A 16,399-nucleotide genomic window follows, 5' to 3' on the forward strand; every position below is an offset into this window, starting at 1 on the left:
ACACCCACCTTCACACATCGTTCTCCTTTGACGCCGGTGCGTTCGGCGCACGTCTCGGACCGGCCGACGCTTACCGTTTTGCCAAGGGAGAACAGGTCACTGCCTCGTCGGGCCAGCCTGCGAAACTCTCCCGGCCGCTCRATTTTCTCGTGGTGGCGGATCACTCTGACAACATGGGCTTTTTTCCAGATTTGCTGGCCGGGAAACCCAACCTCATGGCGGATCCGACCGGCCGGCGATGGCACGACATGATCGTTGGCGGGAAAGGGGCCGATGCGGCGGTCGAGATCATCGTCGCTTTTTCGCAAGGCAATCTCCCGAAGGCGCTGATCTATGGACCGGATAGCAACGCCTATCGCTCGGCTTGGCATGAAACCATAAAGGCGGCAGAGCAGGCGAACGATCCGGGCCGTTTTACGGCCTTCATCGGTTACGAGTGGACGTCGAATACCGGCGGCAACAACCTGCACCGTAATGTCATTTTCCGGGACAACGGCGACAAGGCGAGCCGCGTAGTGCCCTATACGGTTTTGGCTCCCTTTGGCAGCGACAACCCCCGCGACCTCTGGAAGTGGATGGCGGGCTACGAGGATAAGACCGGCGGGCGGCTGCTCGCCATCGCACATAACGGCAATCTCTCAAACGGGCGGATGTTTCCGATCGTAGAACCCGGGACTGGCAAGCGGGTTGATCGCGAGTATGCCGAAACCCGCGCCAGGTGGGAGCGCCTGTATGAGGCCACCCAGATCAAGGGGGACGGTGAAACCCATCCCTACCTGTCGCCCAATGACGAGTTCGCCAATTTCGAGCGCTGGGACAAAGGCAATCTCGATCTGAGCGCAGCTAAAACACCGGAGATGCTGCAGTACGAATACGCGCGCAACGGCCTCAAGCTCGGGCTGAAGCTCGAGGGCGAACTCGGCGTCAATCCCTACAAGTTCGGCCTGATTGGCTCGACAGACTCCCATACGGGCCTGACTGCTGTCGAGGAAGACAATTATTTCGGCAAGACCTCGGCCATGGAACCGAGCGCCGAGCGGAGTAACCGCGTCTTCGTCAAGGGCGAGAAGGGGACGATATACGAGTGGGAGACCTCGGCTTCCGGCTATGCGGCAGTCTGGGCGGCGGAGAATACGCGGGAGGCGCTGTTTGACGCGATGGAGCGCCGCGAGACCTACGCCACAACGGGCTCGCGCATGCTCGTGCGTTTCTTCGGCGGCTTCGACTTCGACGAGGCGGATGCGGTGACCCGCAGCCCTGCTGTCGCCGGCTACACGAAGGGTGTGCCTATGGGCGGCGACCTGGGCGCCGCACCCGGCGGCAAGGTGCCAACCTTCCTGGTTGCTGCACTAAAAGACCCGATCGGCGCCAATCTCGACCGCTATCAGATCGTCAAGGGCTGGGTCGATGCCAAAGGCGATATGCAGGAGAAGGTTTACGATGTCGTGTGGTCCGGCGAGCGCAAGCTCGGTGCGGACGGGAAGCTGCCGCCGGTTGGCAACACGGTTGACGGGGCGAATGCGAACTGGACCAATACGATCGGATCGCCCGAGTTGATCGCCGTCTGGAAAGACCCCGATTTCAATCCCGGGCAACGGGCGTTCTACTATGGCCGCATTCTGGAAATCCCCACGCCTCGCTGGACGGCCTACGACGCGAAATATTACGGGGTGAAGCTTTCTCCGGACGTGCCGACCTCCATCCAGGAACGCGCATACACGTCTCCGATCTGGTACTCGCCAGCAAATTGATTATCGCGAGCGGCAACAACGAGTTCGCCTGCAGGAACCGGTCGTAATTGCTGGTGCTGCACTCGCGCGTCCCGCTCGATAAAAAACGAGATCGCACCGAGGACGCGCGCTTCAAATCACTGAAATTGTGATGAAAAAAATGGTACCGCAAGAGGGATTCGAACCCCCGACCCCCTCATTACGAATGAGAAGGCGGTCGTTTCCGGTGCATTCTTGATGTTTCTTCTGTCTGCCCCATTTGCTTGTCCAGCAAGGGTTTGTATACTCTCGTTTGTCCTGGCATTTCCGCCAGCTTCCGCAAACGGTGGTCACCCGCGAGTTGGGTGACCACCGATGGCGAGCGAAAGAACCGCAATCAAGATCAGCAAGCGGACCGTCGACGCCGCGCAGGCGGCTGCATTTCGCTATGTGCTTTGGGACGCCGACCTGAAAGGATTTGGCTTGCGGGTCGAGCCCTCGGGAGTCAAATCGTTCATCGCAAGATACCGGCCCGGCGCGCGTGGGCGGACCGCCCCAAAAAGGTTCATGACGATCGGACGCTATGGGGTTCTAACCCCAGACGACGCGCGACGACGCGCGAAGGAGATCCTCGGGCGGCGGCGAATGGCGAGGACCCGGCCGATGCCGTCTCAAAGGAGCGGGCGGCAGCCAGTATCAGCGACCTTGCCAAGGCGTTCGTGGCGGATCACGTCAGAAAAAAAACGCAAGCCAAAAACCATAGAAAGCTACGAGCACGTCGTCAGCAGATATATCATCTCAGAGTTTGGAACCCGTAAGGCCAAGAGCCTTCGACGTGCCGATCTGTCCCGCCTCCATGGCAAGCTCTCAGATAAACCCGCGATGGCGAACCGTCTCCTCGCGGTCGCAAGCTCGATGTTCTCGTGGCGCGCGGCACACGGTTACGTGCCGGAGGCATTCAATCCGGCGGCCCGAATCGAGAAGTTCAGAGAGACTCAGCGGGAACGGTATCTGTCGACCGATGAACTCGAACGCCTCGGCGAGGCTTTGCGGGAGGCCGAGACCATTGGACTGACGTGGGAGCCTGACGCTCGCAAAAAGAAGGCAAAACATGCCCCAAAGGCCGAGAACCGTCGCGTGAAGTTGAGCGAAGGAGCTGTCGCCGCGATCAGGCTGCTGTTGCTGACCGGCGCCCGCCTACGCGAAATCCTGCATCTGCGGTGGGAGCATGTGGACCTAGAGCGGGGCCTGTTGCTCCTTCCGGACTCCAAGACAGGGCGGAAGACGATCATTTTGAACGCGCCCGCCCTGCTCATTGTGGATGGTCTAGACAGCGCCTCGCCCTTTGTCATTCCTGGGGAATCCCCCGAAAAGCCCCGTTCCGATCTCAAGCGCCCGTGGGCTGCGATATCCACGAGGGCGGGTCTGACCGACGTCCGCCTCCACGACCTTCGACATACCCACGCAAGTTTCGGCGCCGGGGCAGGAATGGGGCTCCCGATCATTGGTAAGCTCCTCGGCCACGCGCAATCAGCAACAACAGCCCGGTATGCCCATCTCGACGCCGATCCGCTTCGCAAGGCTTCTAATAGAATTGGCGGCGCTATCTCGGCAGCCCTAGACGGAAAAGGGGCGGAAGTCGTGCCTATCGAGAGGGAGCGCAAGGCGCTCTGAGACAATAGGCAGTTTCGGCTGCCAGACGATCCGCCCGCCACGGATACCATGTGTGACCTTTGTTGGATTGCGCACACAACGCAGGGTAAACAATGCCAACATCAAAAGCGAAACTTCCGACTTCAACTGTTATCAGCCCCATCGATTTCGAGCCGACACCAGCATTTTGGGAAACGGCGGAGCGCCACATGGGTGGACTGACTCTAGAAGAGAGAGATCGTCTCCTTCGTATCATTCAAACTTACCATGACGAAGCCCAATACGAAATTAACGCTGAGACCGTAGAGACTGGCGATTTAAGAATTCAGGAACTCAAAAAAACCTCGTCAGCGTTCTGGAGCAGTTTAATGGCAGGCGAAGGAGGTGCAGGAAATCTCGAAGTTAAATGGCCTCTGAATCAGGCTCTTACCGACGAGCGTCTAACGGAAAAGTACAGGCATTTGTCGGTTGCTGAGTTCATTGAAATATTGGCATCTTTTGTAACCGCTTGTCATATTGCTGAAAAAGAGATCACGTCTTACAGGCAAGAAGGGTACTTCAGTCGTGGCGACAGTTGGGATAGTCTGATCAACTTACTCGCTTTCCTGTGGCTTGACACTGATCGTCGCGTAACAGCTGCAAAACGAGACGATCCATCCGCCAAGCCGTCCGCTTTTGTTAGCTTTGTAGCGGAGCTGCAGACACACTTCCTAGAGAGATACCGGAAGCATACTCACAGCATATCGGCGCTGAGTGGAAAATTCTCCAAAATTGTTCCAAGGTCAAAAGAAAGGTGGGAAGCCCACCGAGCCTCAGAGGGTATCTCGCGTATCCCTTGAACGTCCAAGTCCATCGGATGAACAAGACCTACGACGTTCAACGGATGAGTGCCTATTAGCTATAGCCGTTCCTGGCGTATGACCGGATATCCTCTCCGAAAGGGCAACGGCAATGCTGCCTAACGAATACGTCGACACACGCGGTTTGGCCAAGATCACTGGAATCAGCGTCAGCACTTGGAACAAGCGCCGGTTGACTGGCGACACCCCCCCGTACACCAAAATCGGAAAATCCGTTCGCTACCACGTTGCCACCGTCAAAACGTGGATGGAAGAACATCAGCGCCGGTCGACTTCTGAGACCAATGCGGCCGTTTAGAACCCGAAACTCAGCCGGGTCTATCCCGGACAAAAAAAGAGCCCCGACGCGGGACCGCGCGAGGCTCGGGAAGTCTCACCATGAAAACAAATACATTACCGCGCTCGAAGCGCAAGGTATCCGCTCGCCTGCCCGACCTCTTCAGCAGGGCACATGAAGCCACTCTCATCTGCTGCCCTGCCGTTCGTCTCGTCATCGATCGGGGGCAGTTCTCTCGGGCAACGGCTGTCGCGATCGCTGAACTGGAGGGTCTCAAAACGGGAGTCGGCCATGATGGAGCGTAGTGAAATCGGTCATGGGTCCCCGGATGCTTATCGCGAGTTAATCTACGATTCGCTCGCAATGGCTGCAATTCAAGCTCAACTCGGAACCACCTATGCCGAGATCGGCGACGATGCTGGGCTTCATTACGTCATTCGCAACCTCGTCGGGTACGTGCGGACCGCTGTTGGCACCTTCAAGGACCTCAAAGCCATGAATCAGGCGGAGGCGCTCGAATGAAGGGAAGCAGCATCGCGATAGACGATATCAAGCTTCCTCCGTTTGGCTCCGAGGACGAAGCCTTTCGGTATATCGATCGGGATGTAGGGCGGCCTGGTGGCCCCTCCCCCTCCGCCATTGCGACCGCGCCATTTCAGTGGCGCGACCCGACAGCCATTCCAATTCGGCAATGGCTCTATGGCCGCCACTATATCCGCGGGTTTGTGTCGACGACGGTTTCCCCTGGCGGCGTCGGCAAGTCGTCGCTGGGTACCGTTGAGGCGCTCGCCCTTGTCACCGGGCGCGACCTCCTCGGTGTGAATCCCGATGAGCGCACGAACGTTTGGATTTGGAACGGCGAGGACCCGCTTGAAGAGCTTCAACGCCGGGTAATGGCAGTCGCGCTTCAATATCGGATCGACGAAGAGGCCGTCGCCGGCCGACTCTTCGTCAACTCCGGCCGAGATACCGAGAACGTCATCGCGGTGCAAAACGGAAGTGGAACGGTTATATGTGCGCCGGTTGTCGAGGCAATCATTCGGACAATCAAAGAAAACAMCATTGGGCTTGTTATCATTGATCCGTTCGTGTCGTCCCACCGGGTCACCGAGAATGACAATAATGCAAAAGATATTGTTTCCAAAACCTGGGCGAGAATTGCACATGACACCGGCTGTGCAGTCGAACTGGTCCATCATACCCGGAAAACGGGTGGCAGTGAGGTCACTGTGGAGGACGGGCGAGGCGCTGTGGCGCTTCTTGCCGCCGCGCGTTCCGCAAGAGTGCTCAACCCAATGTCAAAGGACGAGGCTGCGAAGGCTGGCGTCGAGCATCCTCGCCTGCATTTCCGCGTCGACAACGGAAAGGCAAATCTAGCGCCAGTAAGCAAGGCTCAATGGTTCAGACTCGCATCCGTGCCGCTGGGCAACGGGCTCCTCGGGAGTAGGGAGACGAAATCGGCGTGGTTACGTCCTGGTCTTGGCCTGATCCATTCGAGGATGTGACGGTTGCAGACCTGCGCGAAGTCCAACGCATTGTTTCTGAAGGACGATGGCGTGAAAATGTCCAAGCGAAAGATTGGGTCGGTAAGGCTGTGGCTCAGGCTATCCGCCTTGATGTTGAGGAGAAATCTCACCGCTCGAAGATCAGCGCACTGCTCAGAAAATGGATCGCTGAGGGCATGTTAGTCGTCGTCGATGGAGCAGATGATCGGCGACAAATCAGGGCCTATGTTGAAGTAGGAGAACTAGCAACTGACTGACTGCCGCACATCCAAAAACAAGGTGGGGCAGAGGTGCTGCAGTGCGGCGCTCCAGCTACCGCACCGCACCGCACCTCCCTATTAAGGGAGTGCGGGTGCGGCGCAGCACCAGGAAATGCAGTCGAGGTGCAWGCGCCGGGTGCGTGGCCGATAGGAGTCGATCGTTGCGTTCAATCGGGCTTCAAGAGGGCGACAACCTTGTCGCCGCCGCAATCTCGTCCTCACGGGAATAGGCTTTTAAGCGATCGGCCAAGGAGATTTCCTGTTCGTGCGGCCGTACCTCCACAGGAGCCAGGCGCGGTTTTTCATAAGGCAGCGCCGCCTTCGCCGCTTCCAGGCGCACCTCGATCGGCAGTTCGGAGTTCTTGTAGCAGAGCATTAGCAACGCGTGAGCATCACCCACGAATGCGCCGGGCATCAGCATGTGGATCTTTGCCGATGCCTGGCTCAGCGCCGTTTCGCGGGCTTTGGTATGGCGGCTCTTGGCGCCGTAGGGCCGCCCGCGGGGCCGTCCCGTCCTTGGTGTCGCCATTCCCGTATTTCCCTATTCTCCCGATTAAATAAAGCGGGTCTCCGTAATGGACGCGGAATCCCAGCCGCAAGATGACGTCCGGAAAAGAGCGCGGTCAACTGTGCAGGGCCGCGGCAGTGGCCACTGAACAGGAAGTTGGCAATTTTCGATGAGGATAAATTGGATTGAGCATGACCGCCGAGCCGGGGAGCCCGTGGGAGAACGGATACTGCGAAAGCTTCAATTCGAAACTCCGCGACGAACTGCGCAATAGCTAGATTTTCTACACGCTCAAGGAAGCGCAGAGCTCGTGGCGATCTACAGGCACCCCTTGATCAGGGTGATGAAGAYGGTGCTGGTGTGCCAGTCGCGGCTACCATCGGGAGCACTCGATCGGAATTTGCCTAGAGACGGGCCAAGGCGTCCCGGATCCGGCCGGTCAGGTCTGGGATCGCGGTGAGCCGCGCCGCTTCGGTGCGCAGCACGGCCGCAAAGGCCCGCTTCTTGAGATTGCTAATGTCAAATTCGGGACTTCCGTCAGCAAACGCCGTGCTGGCGACGAGATCGACGAGCCGATCGATGGCGTGCAGTCGTCCCCAAAGGTAATCGTTTTCGCGGATGGCACGGCTCAAAAAGCCGCCAAAGCCGGCGAATGAGCCTCCGAGCAGAACGGGCCTGTCGTCGTCACCAGTGAGAGTGGTGGCATCATCGGGGCTGATCCGGTCGACCAGGATTTCCTCGATCCGGCCCGCGCTCAGGTTGAGCGCAGTGGTTGTCGGCAGGAGGACGATGTCCCAATAGACGAAGCCGAGATAGCCGCTCATGATCTCGCGGAGGCAATTGGCGCCCATGCCGGACGTGGACAAGGCGGCGAGCACCGCGTCGGTGTTCTCGTTGAGCGCCGCGAGGCGGCACTCACGGCCGAGATGATCGATCAGCGCCGCGATCGCATCGTTCTCTTGTTCGACGAAGGCGAGAATGCCCGGAAGCGGCGATAGGCCGGATGTCCGTGAGGGCCCGAACAGCGCCCGCACCCGCGCGACCGCCTCGGCACTGAGAAACGTCGGCGCGTCGTAGACGTCGAGCGCGGCAAGACACTGATAAAGCTCACGCTTCAAGAGATCGAGTTCCCCTGACGCGGTTGGACAGAAACCGGGCTCGCTGAGCCGGACGTAGAGGTCGTTGATGCCCTGGATGACGAAGCTGAGACGGCGGCGTTTATAGAGGACGCCGAAGTTGACGACGAAACGGCCCGCTGCCGGCAGATCGCGGTCCGAATCGAGGCCCCGCGGCATGACAAAGCTACCCGAAAAAATGCCGCTTCGCTGCGCCCAGGCTTCAATCGCATCGCCGACCCAGCGCGCGCCAGGGGATCCTGCCGGATAATCAAGGACGGTCGCGACAAGCCGGGCGATGAAATCCACCGATTCCAACAGCAGCGACCGGAACCAGTTGCTATGGAGAAGTTCGGTCTTCGCCATGAGGCCGGCGGCGGCGATGCGCCAGCGCCGCAGATCATCCAGACTGAACGGGCGATCGAGTCCGCCCTCCGTCAATTCCTCGACAAGGGCGATAATTTTCGGCCGCGTCACCGCGATCGTGGTCTTCAACCGGCGGATCTGCTCGTTGAACCTACCAATATCCGCAAGCTCATCGGACACCGGCTCATGGCGGGGCAGGTCCGAGAGCGCACCGCGCAAGGTGGTGAAGAAACTCGGCACCGGAGGGTGAGCATTGCGTTTCGGTCGATAGGGGTGGGGATCGACGTAGATCAGCCGGCGATCGACCTCGCGAAAGGCGGCATGCGATCGCAACGCCTGAACCGCCGCCAAGATCGGCTTGTTGTCGAGAATACTGCCGTCAAGCAGAACGGCATCCTCCGGGTCCATGCCAAGGGCCCGGTAATGGGGAAAGTTGCGATCGATAAATCGGCCCCGTGTCGGCCAAGCCATCGCGCGCGCCGCCAGCACGCCATCGATCTCGTGAATCTGAGCCGGTGGAAAGGCACCGGGATACGACGCCGAGGCGCGCGCCGCAAAGGCGAGGGACGGCAGATTGTCGAGATCGAAATCGCTCGTCCCGCCACCACCCTCGCCAGCGACGAAGCGGAAGCGCAACAGATGGCGATGCTCCGGTTCGCGAACCACGGGTGGATCGTGGATGAAGATGCTCCGCTCGGCGCCATGGAAATCGGTGACGGTGACCAACAGATCGAGCCGGTGTCCGGGTGGCAGAAGGGATGCCGTCGCCGGGCGCGGCTGCCCCTGGGCGACCAAGGCATCGAGCAGGAGATTGCTCAGATGCGGGCCATCGAGAGGTGGTTTGAACCAGCGCGAGCGGAGGAAGAGCGAGAGAGTGTCGCGCATTTCCCGGTCGGGCGAACCGGGAAACTGGCCCTCGCGCGCGAGCCGAGCGAGCAAGGGTTTCATCACCAGCCGCGAATACCATTTGCTCCACAGGCGCGCCTTGGCTTCTGGGGCGAGGAGCTGCCGCAGATCGGCGTCCGTGAGCCACATCTCGGTCAGCGGATCGAGGGTCAGGTCGTGGGCAAGCGCCCGGGCGAGCACGACGCCGTTGATTCCGCCAGCAGAGGAGCCGGCAATAACATCGACGTTAATGTGGAGATCCAGGCTGCGCCCGATGGTTTTCAAAAGGTCGCGATAGCTCGCCGCCGTACTGTCCTCGAAATCGGCTCCGCTAATGGACTCGGAGGAGTTCTGCAGCTTCTCGGGGTGAAGGCTCGCCTGGCACGCCTTCGAGGCCCGGATCAGGTTTAGAATTTCCTTGCTGATGCCGTGTTCATAGATCGCCAAGGAAACGCCGCCATAAAAGACCACCGCGAGCCGAAGCTCCTTCTCTTTCATCGCCTGCATCCGTCGTGATCGCGGGCCCGCGCCCCGCGGGCCGTGCTGTGCTGACCCAAAAAGGCGCGCCTCAAACCGATGCTGAGCCGGATCAGGAGCGCCCGCACGTCCCGGTTACGCCTGCTTGCCGGCATCTCTTCATTCAACCACGTCGTCGGCAACTAGCAGAGACTCGAACTCTCCGCTGATCGTCCCACCTAACTCTCTCGCTGTCTTTAGGTTGATCACCAGCTCGAATTTGATCGGTTGCTCCACGGGCAACTCTGCCGGTTTTGCCCCTTTCAAAATTTTATCCACATACATCGCAGTCTGCCGGGCAAGGTCGACCTGGTTTACTCCGTAGGACATGAGCCCTCCAAGATCCACGAATTCCCTGGCTGCGCCTATTGCCGGCAGTCTGCCGGTCGCCGCAAGAGTCACAATGCGTTTGTATTCGCCAAACAGCATCGGGCTGGGCATTACAATGAGAGCGCCGGCGCGCGCTCTGGTCATCGCGGCAAACGCGCCGATGACGTCCTCCGGGATAAACGCAGGCACGAGCTGAAGCTGTAATCCCAAAGTCCGGGCCGCAACATCCATTTCGTTCAATAGGGCTGCCATCGTGCGTTCGCTGTACGCATTGGGATGCAAAAGGACAGCAACATGGGAGAGGCCAGGGACGACCTCTCGGAGCAACTGTAGGCGCTTGGCGGCCACCTCCGGGCCCAGAAAGGTAGTCCCCGTCACGTTCCCACCTGGTCGCGCGAGGCTGGCGATCAGCCCATCGGCAACCGGATCGGCCATGCCTACCACGACGATGGGGATTGTGGCCGTTGCTTGCATGGCCGGGAGAGCTGCCGTTGTACTAAATGCGACAATGATTTCGGCCCTGCGCCTAACCAGTTCAGCGGCCAGCGCGGGGAGCCGATCCGACCTTCCCTCAGCATATAGTCGCTCTATAGCGAGGTTTTGTCCCTCCGTGTAACCAAGGTCGTGCAGTCTTTGCAGGAAGGCGTTGAGCATGTTGAAAATTGGGTCGGCAAGCTCGGAGCGGCCAGGCGACAGGAAGGCTATTCGGGGCATCTTCGTTGCCTGCTGCGCACGTGCCGCCAATGCCCACCCGGCCGATGCACCGCCGCACAAAGTGATGAAATAACGTCGTTGCATTGCCTTACCTCGGCTCGGCAGCGCGTCGTGCTGTCGTTCAACTCAGGCCACTAGACGTCGAGCATAAGGCTCAAGCATACAGCTAAATGCATGTCGGCGCACGGGACTACGAGAAGCCCGGTTACCGAACGGGCCTCAAACCCCCGAGATACGTTTGGAAGGGAGCTACGCTTAGCTCCATAATCGACTACATCCGATACTAACCTAGTGGTGGCTCCGATGGTTGCTCCGCCTTTCGCTGTAACGCGCCGCACAGTCCTCGCTTTCGCTGCTACAACCGGCGTAGCGCCTGCGATGGGGCAAAGTCCCCCTGTGGTCGCTTGGCTTTCGATCTACCCCCTGGAACAAGTTGACCGATATTTGCAGGCATTCCGCACCGGCCTCCTGGCCCAGGGCTTCGTTGATGGCCGCACCGTCCGCATCGTTGCACGGTCCGCAGAGGGTGACCGAGGTGAGCGCCTTACCAAGGTCGTCGCGGAGATCGTTGCGATGAAACCAGCGGTAATTGCCACTCAGGGCGGTGCCATTTACGCGGTCCGGGACATCACCACCATTCCGGTGGTGTATGGTTTCAGTGGAGATCCGATCATCGCAGGACTGACAAGTGACCTCGCGCGGCCAGGGCGCAATCTAACAGGGGTTACCTTCATGTCGACGGAACTGAATGCCAAGCGCCTGGAAATCCTGCGCGAGGCTGCTCCCGACGTGAAACGCGTGTTGCTCTTGGGCGACCCGATGCATCCGGGCTTCGAGCTAGAGGTTCTCACTTCAGAGCGGACGGCGCGCGCCCTTGGCATACAGCTTCAGTGGGTCCCGACCCGCAGCGTTGGAGAAGTGCGAAAGATCCTCGCCTCGCTCGATGCAAGCCCGCCTGATGCCCTCGTGTTCCTCCCCGACAGCGTCATGCTGGAGAGCCGCCAGTTGGTATCTGACTTTGCTCTCCGGCGCAAAATCCCGACCCTATCGGGCTGGACCGAGTTCGTACAGGCGGGTGGTCTGCTCTCCTATGGGCCCAACCTGGCGGAAAGCGTCAAGCGGGTTGGCTATCTCGCGGCCCGGATATTGCAAGGTGCCAAGCCCTCGGAATTGCCAGTCGAGCGGCCGGAGAAGTTTGAACTTGCTGTCAACCTGAAGACCGCAAAAAGCATCCAACTCGACATCCCGACTACGCTTCTGGCCCGTGCCGACGAGGTGTTCGAGTAAGAGTTTTGCGGGGATGAGGATGCTATCCGACGTTCACACAAGCGCCTTATGGAACAGGCGGATGTGACTCTTGCGAAGGGCATATGCCGGCAAAAAATAAATGTCGGGTTTGGTGGCAAGATGGCGCAGTGGATCGCATATGCCTCGCCACCTGCCGTGGATCGGGGCCAACCCCGACGAGCGGCCGACTCACCGCCCTTGTGCTGGAGACGATGGCACGCTGGATCGGGCGGCGGGGTGGCTTGACCATCCGTCGAGCGTGACTCCACTCCTCGCATGAGTCGAATCGGATTACGGGCCGAAGTTAACGGTCTCATCCTGTAGGCCCACCGCTGCGACGGCGTCCTGTTTTACGCCACGCGCAACAACCCTGAGCGCCCCGTCCGGCAACGGCCGCTGCAAGGCGAGCGCCTCGTCTGCCGGCGCTCTCATCCAAACGTAGCGCTCTTCCTCCGTCGTCAAGATGACTGGCATTGCCTTGGGATGGATTGCTCCAACCTCCGTGTTCGGCTCGGTGGTCAGGAATCCGTAGAGGTCGCAACTGACCTCGCCATCCTTTACCTTTCGCACGCAGGTCCAGTCCGTCCAGATGCCGGCGAAGCAGGCCAGCGTCCTATCCTCGTCAATGGCAAACCAGATATCGCCGCCGGCGCCCGCATTGAACTCTGAGAAGTTCGTCAATGGTACGAGGCAGCGATTCTCAGGATTGAGCCACCGCCGCCAATGCTGGCTTTTCACGTTGCGGATATTGGTCGTGCCCTTATCAGGCTCCATCCGGAGCAGTTCCTTGAAGTCGACCGCCTTGCCCTTGGCCTCGATCTTCTGCGCCCGGCGCTGAGCCGCCTCCAGCAGGGCTTTCTGTGAAGACGGCATGCCCCATCGCATCATTGTCAGCTCGCGACCATCCGACGTGTTTCGTACAACGGGGGCCGAGTAATCGGGGAAGATACCGGGCAACGGCGGAAGATTGCCGGTCGTGTCGCGGACGACCCGAAACAGGTCGCGAATGGCCTGTTGGCCTTTGGTGACGGAGTAGAGATTGCACATCGGCCCAACTTAGCCGAGTGGCAGCTAGGCTCAACCCAGCGAGCGTTGCTCCAGCCGGAGCCTTCGCCGGGCCCAGGTTTGTTTCGCGCGAGCCTTTGATCCCCGAAAGGGTGCTTCTCGATGTCCCGGGTGTAAGTCGTCTACCCGCGCGTCACCTTCGTGGCCGCGATCGCCAAACCATCGACGTCAGATCATGCCGTGCGGTGCACGCCGATCCGTTGCGCCCGGTCATCGAGGAGCGTTTCCATACCGAGAACCGTATCGGGTGTTCGACGCTCCAGTGCTTCGGCTGCACGTCGATCCGGGCGCCATCGTTTCAGCCTCACGAGTTACGTGAGAGTGGAGTCGCGGCGTCAGGCAGGCGGTCAGAGCCACCGGTTCCGGCGGAAACGCCAGTAAAGCCAACCGCACACCGACGCGATGATCGCCAGCACGAGGATATAGCCGTACTCCCATTGCAGCTCGGGCATGTGCTCGAAGTTCATACCGTAGATGCCGGCCACCGCGGTGGGCACTGCCAGAATGGCAGCCCAGGCGGCGAGCTTACGCGTGATCTCGGTTTGCTGCGCCTGTCCGGTCATGAGGCTGGTCTCGAACGCGAAGGCCAGCACCTCGCGCAGAGATTCGATCTCCTCCTGGACCCGGCGGATATGGTCGGAGACGTCGCGGAACAGGGGCTGCATCGCCGTATCGATCCCCGGCAACCCAGGCTGCTCCAGCCGTCGGCAGACCTCCACCAGCGGGACCGCGGCATTGCGTAGGCGCAGGAGATCGCGGCGAAGCTGGTACAGGCGGCTCACATGCAACGGGGTCGAGGCTTCCGCCAGGATGCGGTCCTCGATCCCCTCCACCTCCGCCTGGATCATTTCGATCACCGGCACGTAGTTGTCGACGATGAAGTCGAGGATGGCGTAGAGGATGAAGTCCTCGCCCTCCGAGAAAGCCTTCTGGGCCGCCTCGCAACGCTCGCGCACCGGGGTGTAGCTGGTCGACGCGCCGTGGCGCACGGAGACCACGTAGCCATGCCCGATGAACAGGTGCGTCTCGCCAAAGGTGATGCGCCCGTCGAGCATCTGGGCCGTCCGCGCGACCACGAAGAGCGCGTCGCCGTATTGCTCGAGCTTGGGCCGCTGGTGCGCCTTGAGCGCATCCTCGATGGCTAACTCATGTAGCCCGAACTCCGCCTGAAGACGGCGCAGCAGGTCGAGACCGGGTTCGTGCAGGCCGACCCAGACGAGGTGCCCCGGCTTTCGCGACCACTCGCCGACGTCCTCGATCGGGACCTCGGCCACGCGCCGGCCGCCGGCATACGCGGCCGAGGCGACCACCCCGGGAGTGTCCCCAGGCCGAGCCGAAACGAGCTTGAGAGCATCTGCCATGTGGAACCAACGCTTGTCGGCCGTCTCCGGTGCCCAATCAAGAGTACCCGCTTTCAAGGCCCGGGCGCGGGGTGGCAAAGTCCCCGGACGACCACGTTGAGCTGTGGGGAGCCACGGTGGCGGAAAGGGCGCTCACGGGTGGCGGACGCGGTGACCACGAGGGCGTCAAGCGCGACCACCGCGGTCTTGGTGACACCGGTCACGCGACGGCGGAGGTGATTGCAGCTCCAACCGCGATGACGATCCAAGCCGCTAAGGTTGGGTAACTTCTGATGCTCCGAAGCCCCTGGCCACGTCTGCTGCCAGGACCTTTCAAGTCGACAGGCTGTGGCGGTGCTTCCTCTACATGGTACCTTCCGCGCGGAAGCGCCTCTATGGAACCGGCCTTGCCTTTCTTTGGGGATCACCTGGCAGTGACAAACAGCAGTTGTCCTTCGGCATCCGTGACTAGCAAGACTTGGCCCGGCTGGAGCTTACGCGAGATGATATTCGCCCACGGTGCCATCCGGAGGTTCGGGAGCTCAAGCCCGGCTCGGTCCCAAACCATCCGGTCGTCAATGCATCGGTGAAAGAAATAGCGTGGCATGACTGGCTCCCAGTCGCCCCCGCCAGAGCCGCTGTGAAAATCAGTTTACCGGCGCTGCCGATTCTCAAAAAGTCTTCATTGGGGCAGGTAATTCGCGGAACACCCTTTATGGAGCAGGGTGGATGCGACTTTCATGAAGGCCAAAGGAAGGCATGAAGGCCAAAGGAAGGTCTCGGGGCCGCTGCGGCGTTGGGCGGCAAGATTGCGCAGTGGGTTGCCTAGTCCATTCCTTGGCCACGCCCGTTTTGGATACGCCCGCACCAATGCCCTCGGCTGTTTCACCCGTGTCACCAGGCAGCGCCCGATACTGGATCGTGTAATCTGGCACGGCGATCCACTCACCTTCGACGAACATCTGCACGCCGGTCAATGTCATCCGGTAAGGCGTCGGTCGACAATCCGTCTCATCGCAACAACGGTTCCCCAACCGGTCCTTCAAGGGCGAGTAGATGTCGTGCGATTCGGCGGGCGGCTCGAAAGAGACCAGGGCAATCGCTGTAAAGAGTTCAAGCTTGAGTGCCATAGGCCGCTCTCCCTCATAATGGGCTCGCGGCGCTCGTCAGAGCGTCGGAAACGCTACTCTGGCCATTCTACTCCCGAGTGATGCCCTTGTCGCGCGCAGCCAAGTAAGACAGTGAATTCCGACGGGAAGCGATACCCCACCGGGTAGCCTTCCGACCTCCCGCTGGGCCGCGGCACCCGCTAGCTTGAGGCAGATTGGCGTGTTCCAGTTCCAGCGCATCAAAAAAGACTACGTGCCTCGGGCTAGTATTAAGCTCCCGCAAGACGTGGGGACCAAAGCTGAGCATCTTCTAGGTGGAATTCAGCCGATGGTTTCAGCTCAGAGGTATCATCAAGCGTGCCAGCCTTGATAAAAGCTATTCCCGAAACGGAATCGCACCGGCTGACGATCGGCGACCCACAACGGGTACAGAAGCTCCGGTACACATCTTGCCCGCTGTCACCTCTGGTGACAAAAGTTCCTAGTGTTTCTCCTTCGACATGAAGCGCAGAGTCCTTAACGCCCACAATGAGCGAGAGATTGGAACCTGTCTGGCGCTGACAAGTCTTGCAGTGACATACCGCCGTGAATTGCGGCTGTTCATCACATTCGTATTTCACACCGCCACAGTTGCAATGTCCGGCGAGCCTCATAGGGGCCTCCCTCGTCAGCTCGACGAGGGGACGATCCTACTCCTGAGCAGGGCCCCTGTCGCGCGTGGGAAGGAAAGACGCGTCATTTCGATAAGTCGCTTTATGGACTTTATGGAACCGCATACCGTGTCGTTTGAGGGTATTCGGAAAATGATCTGCCGGCCCACCGCCCCCGCCCGGTAACCCGCAGTCTAACCGGCGCCGTAGAGCTGCAATCGGCGGTGAAAGGGGGCATCCTGCCCCAACC

The 16,399-nt window shown here is 60.1% G+C and carries 14 protein-coding genes and 1 pseudogene; 8 read left to right on the top strand and 7 right to left on the bottom strand.

Annotated elements, in window-relative coordinates; genetic code table 11:
- The 6 genes from AC1DVM_RS10850 to AC1DVM_RS10875 form a co-directional block, all read left to right on the top strand.
- Positions 1-1,751 (top strand): DUF3604 domain-containing protein (locus AC1DVM_RS10850; RefSeq protein ID WP_477254430.1); only part of this gene is annotated, 1,751 nt, incomplete at its 5' end.
- Between the two features lie 333 nt (positions 1,752-2,084).
- Positions 2,085-3,383, top strand: a complete 1,299-nt coding sequence (locus AC1DVM_RS10855; protein ID WP_477254432.1) for a tyrosine-type recombinase/integrase — start codon at positions 2,085-2,087, stop codon at positions 3,381-3,383.
- A gap of 92 nt (positions 3,384-3,475) precedes the next feature.
- Positions 3,476-4,201 (top strand): hypothetical protein, encoded by a 726-nt coding sequence (locus AC1DVM_RS10860; RefSeq protein WP_477254434.1) that lies wholly within the window; start codon positions 3,476-3,478, stop codon positions 4,199-4,201.
- A 589-nt stretch (positions 4,202-4,790) separates the two neighbouring features.
- The gene (locus AC1DVM_RS10865) at positions 4,791-5,021 is read left to right on the top strand and encodes a hypothetical protein (protein WP_477254436.1); all 231 of its coding nucleotides are present in this window, start codon (positions 4,791-4,793) and stop codon (positions 5,019-5,021) included.
- Complete coding sequence (locus AC1DVM_RS10870; RefSeq protein WP_477254437.1) at positions 5,018-6,004, top strand: AAA family ATPase; 987 nt, start codon at positions 5,018-5,020, stop codon at positions 6,002-6,004. The genes AC1DVM_RS10865 and AC1DVM_RS10870 overlap by 4 nt, the downstream gene beginning before the upstream one ends.
- On the top strand, positions 6,001-6,261 hold the full coding sequence (locus tag AC1DVM_RS10875; RefSeq protein ID WP_477254439.1) for a hypothetical protein: 261 nt from the start codon (positions 6,001-6,003) through the stop codon (positions 6,259-6,261). Before AC1DVM_RS10870 ends, AC1DVM_RS10875 begins: the two co-directional genes overlap by 4 nt.
- Positions 6,262-6,442: 181 nt before the next feature.
- Here AC1DVM_RS10875 and AC1DVM_RS10880 read toward each other — a convergent pair whose 3' ends face one another.
- Positions 6,443-6,685: a hypothetical protein gene (locus AC1DVM_RS10880; protein ID WP_477254441.1), complete on the bottom strand. Its 243-nt coding sequence runs from the start codon at positions 6,683-6,685 to the stop codon at positions 6,443-6,445.
- A 287-nt stretch (positions 6,686-6,972) separates the two neighbouring features.
- On the opposite strand from AC1DVM_RS10880, the pseudogene AC1DVM_RS10885 reads away from it, so the two are divergent.
- Positions 6,973-7,047 (top strand): annotated as a pseudogene (locus AC1DVM_RS10885) (integrase core domain-containing protein); the annotation flags it as partial.
- Positions 7,048-7,176: 129 nt separating this feature from the next.
- Here AC1DVM_RS10885 and AC1DVM_RS10890 read toward each other — a convergent pair.
- Positions 7,177-9,636: a patatin-like protein gene (locus tag AC1DVM_RS10890; RefSeq protein ID WP_477254443.1), complete on the bottom strand. Its 2,460-nt coding sequence runs from the start codon at positions 9,634-9,636 to the stop codon at positions 7,177-7,179.
- A 138-nt stretch (positions 9,637-9,774) separates the two neighbouring features.
- Positions 9,775-10,782 carry an ABC transporter substrate-binding protein gene (locus tag AC1DVM_RS10895; RefSeq protein WP_477254445.1) on the bottom strand — a complete coding sequence of 336 codons (1,008 nt, stop codon included), beginning with the start codon at positions 10,780-10,782 and terminating at the stop codon, positions 9,775-9,777.
- 312 nt (positions 10,783-11,094) lie between these two features.
- Here AC1DVM_RS10895 and AC1DVM_RS10900 point away from each other — a divergent pair, with 312 nt between their 5' ends.
- On the top strand, positions 11,095-11,985 hold the full coding sequence (locus AC1DVM_RS10900) for an ABC transporter substrate-binding protein (RefSeq protein ID WP_477254447.1): 891 nt from the start codon (positions 11,095-11,097) through the stop codon (positions 11,983-11,985).
- 291 nt (positions 11,986-12,276) lie between these two features.
- Here AC1DVM_RS10900 and AC1DVM_RS10905 read toward each other — a convergent pair whose 3' ends face one another.
- The 4 genes from AC1DVM_RS10905 to AC1DVM_RS10920 all read right to left on the bottom strand — a co-directional run bounded on the left by AC1DVM_RS10905 (position 12,277) and on the right by AC1DVM_RS10920 (position 16,152).
- Positions 12,277-13,032 carry an SOS response-associated peptidase gene (locus AC1DVM_RS10905; RefSeq protein WP_477254449.1) on the bottom strand — a complete coding sequence of 252 codons (756 nt, stop codon included), beginning with the start codon at positions 13,030-13,032 and terminating at the stop codon, positions 12,277-12,279.
- A gap of 365 nt (positions 13,033-13,397) precedes the next feature.
- Positions 13,398-14,411: a magnesium and cobalt transport protein CorA gene (locus AC1DVM_RS10910; RefSeq protein WP_477254451.1), complete on the bottom strand. Its 1,014-nt coding sequence runs from the start codon at positions 14,409-14,411 to the stop codon at positions 13,398-13,400.
- A 692-nt stretch (positions 14,412-15,103) separates the two neighbouring features.
- A complete protein-coding gene (locus AC1DVM_RS10915) occupies positions 15,104-15,520 on the bottom strand; it encodes a hypothetical protein (RefSeq protein WP_477254453.1) in 417 nt (138 codons plus the stop codon).
- Positions 15,521-15,768: 248 nt separating this feature from the next.
- Complete coding sequence (locus tag AC1DVM_RS10920; protein WP_477254455.1) at positions 15,769-16,152, bottom strand: GFA family protein; 384 nt, start codon at positions 16,150-16,152, stop codon at positions 15,769-15,771.
- Positions 16,153-16,399 lie beyond the last annotated feature (247 nt).

Source organism: Microvirga sp. P4_A5, assembly GCF_056402495.1.

What these genes read in the sequence shown, in the direction of transcription:
- AC1DVM_RS10895 (WP_477254445.1), bottom strand. Translation starts at nt 10,782, where the DNA reads ATGCAACGACGTTATTTCATCACTTTGTGCGGCGGTGCATCGGCCGGG.
- AC1DVM_RS10915 (WP_477254453.1), bottom strand. Translation starts at nt 15,520, where the DNA reads ATGGCACTCAAGCTTGAACTCTTTACAGCGATTGCCCTGGTCTCTTTC.
- AC1DVM_RS10865 (WP_477254436.1), top strand. Translation starts at nt 4,791, where the DNA reads ATGATGGAGCGTAGTGAAATCGGTCATGGGTCCCCGGATGCTTATCGC.
- AC1DVM_RS10860 (WP_477254434.1), top strand. Translation starts at nt 3,476, where the DNA reads ATGCCAACATCAAAAGCGAAACTTCCGACTTCAACTGTTATCAGCCCC.
- AC1DVM_RS10880 (WP_477254441.1), bottom strand. Translation starts at nt 6,685, where the DNA reads ATGCTGATGCCCGGCGCATTCGTGGGTGATGCTCACGCGTTGCTAATG.
- AC1DVM_RS10910 (WP_477254451.1), bottom strand. Translation starts at nt 14,411, where the DNA reads ATGGCAGATGCTCTCAAGCTCGTTTCGGCTCGGCCTGGGGACACTCCC.
- AC1DVM_RS10920 (WP_477254455.1), bottom strand. Translation starts at nt 16,152, where the DNA reads ATGAGGCTCGCCGGACATTGCAACTGTGGCGGTGTGAAATACGAATGT.
- AC1DVM_RS10855 (WP_477254432.1), top strand. Translation starts at nt 2,085, where the DNA reads ATGGCGAGCGAAAGAACCGCAATCAAGATCAGCAAGCGGACCGTCGAC.
- AC1DVM_RS10890 (WP_477254443.1), bottom strand. Translation starts at nt 9,636, where the DNA reads ATGAAAGAGAAGGAGCTTCGGCTCGCGGTGGTCTTTTATGGCGGCGTT.
- AC1DVM_RS10905 (WP_477254449.1), bottom strand. Translation starts at nt 13,032, where the DNA reads ATGTGCAATCTCTACTCCGTCACCAAAGGCCAACAGGCCATTCGCGAC.